Raw genomic sequence first — 1,399 nt, forward strand, 5'->3', positions numbered from 1 at the left:
CCGACGGCAGACAAGGCGATCAAGGATATCCGCCGGGCCACACGCAAATCCTATTCGGCTGAGGAAAAGATCCGCATCGTGTTGGAAGGCCTGCGCGGCGAAGACAGTATTGCCGCGCTCTGCCGCCGCGAGGGTATCGCCGAGAGCATGTATTACACCTGGTCGAAGGAATTTCTCGAGGCCGGCAAGCGGCGCCTGGCCGGCGATACGGCACGGGCCGCAACGACGGATGAGGTGAAGGCGTTGCGTCGTGAAGCGAGCGATCTGAAAGAGGTCGTGGCCGAGCAGACGCTGGAACTGCGCCTGCTCAAAAAAAGCATGATCGGGGATGGGGACGCAGAAGAATGAGATACCCCGCTCCTGAGAAGCTGGAAATCATCCGGCTGGTCGTGCAATCGCACCTACCGGTGAAGAAGACATTGGAACAGCTCGCCATTCCACGGCAGACCTTCTATCGCTGGTATGACCGGTTTCAGCGGTTTGGTGTCGAGGGGCTGGAGGACCGCTCATCCGCCCCGTCACGGGTTTGGAACCGTATTCCCGATGGTGTCAGGGACGAGGTGATAGAGCTGGCGCTTGAAGAGCCGGAACTCTCCCCGCGCGAATTGGCGGTGACCTTCACCGACACAAAAAGCTATTTCGTGTCGGAAGCGTCCGTCTATCGCCTGCTCAAGGCCCATGATCTGATCACCTCGCCAGCCTTCATCGTCGTCAAGGCGGATAACGAGTTCAGGGACAAGACCGTTCGCCCCAATGAGATGTGGCAAACCGATTTCACCTATTTGAAGGTGATCGGCTGGGGCTGGTTCTATCTGTCCACCATTCTCGATGATTTCTCCCGGTATATCGTCGGATGGAAGCTGTGCACGAACATGAAAGTCGGTGATGTAACAGATACGCTGAACATTGCGCTTTCCGCATCCGGCTGCGACAGCGTCAAGGTCAAGCACAAACCGCGGCTGCTGTCGGATAATGGCGGATGCTACATCGCCGAAGACCTGGCGGACTGGCTGAAGGACAGGAAGATGGAGCAGCTTCACGGCGCACCCGGTCATCCGCAGACACAAGGCAAGATCGAGCGCTGGCACCAGACGCTGAAAAATCGGATCCTGCTGGAAAATTACTTCTTTCCGGAAGACCTGGAAGCTCAGATCGGCGCATTCATCGACCATTACAACAACCGCCGATACCACGAGAGCCTCGGCAACCTCACACCAGCGGATGTCTACTTCGGCAGAGGAGACGAAATCCTGGAACAGAGAAAAAGGATCAAGCAAAAGACCATTCAGAACCGACGCTTGCAACACCACGCAAACGCCGCTTAAATCACCATATCAGACGAGCCAGATCCTCCTGATAGCCAGACCCCATCCTGTCCATAATCATTCGACGACGGACA

The 1,399-nt window shown here is 56.6% G+C and carries 1 protein-coding gene; it reads left to right on the top strand.

The window, feature by feature from the left end:
* Window positions 1-1,325, top strand: a protein-coding gene (locus K7H91_RS25460) for an IS3 family transposase (RefSeq protein WP_230722958.1) whose coding sequence is annotated in 2 segments (ribosomal slippage) — window positions 1-310 and window positions 310-1,325 — 1,326 coding nt annotated over the 2 segments. Because the reading frame shifts where the segments join, the coding sequence is not laid out codon by codon here. This gene is flagged as partial in the annotation.
* Window positions 1,326-1,399 lie beyond the last annotated feature (74 nt).

The organism is Martelella mediterranea (genome assembly GCF_021021415.1).
Classification (GTDB): Bacteria; Pseudomonadota; Alphaproteobacteria; order Rhizobiales; family Rhizobiaceae; genus Martelella; species Martelella mediterranea_C.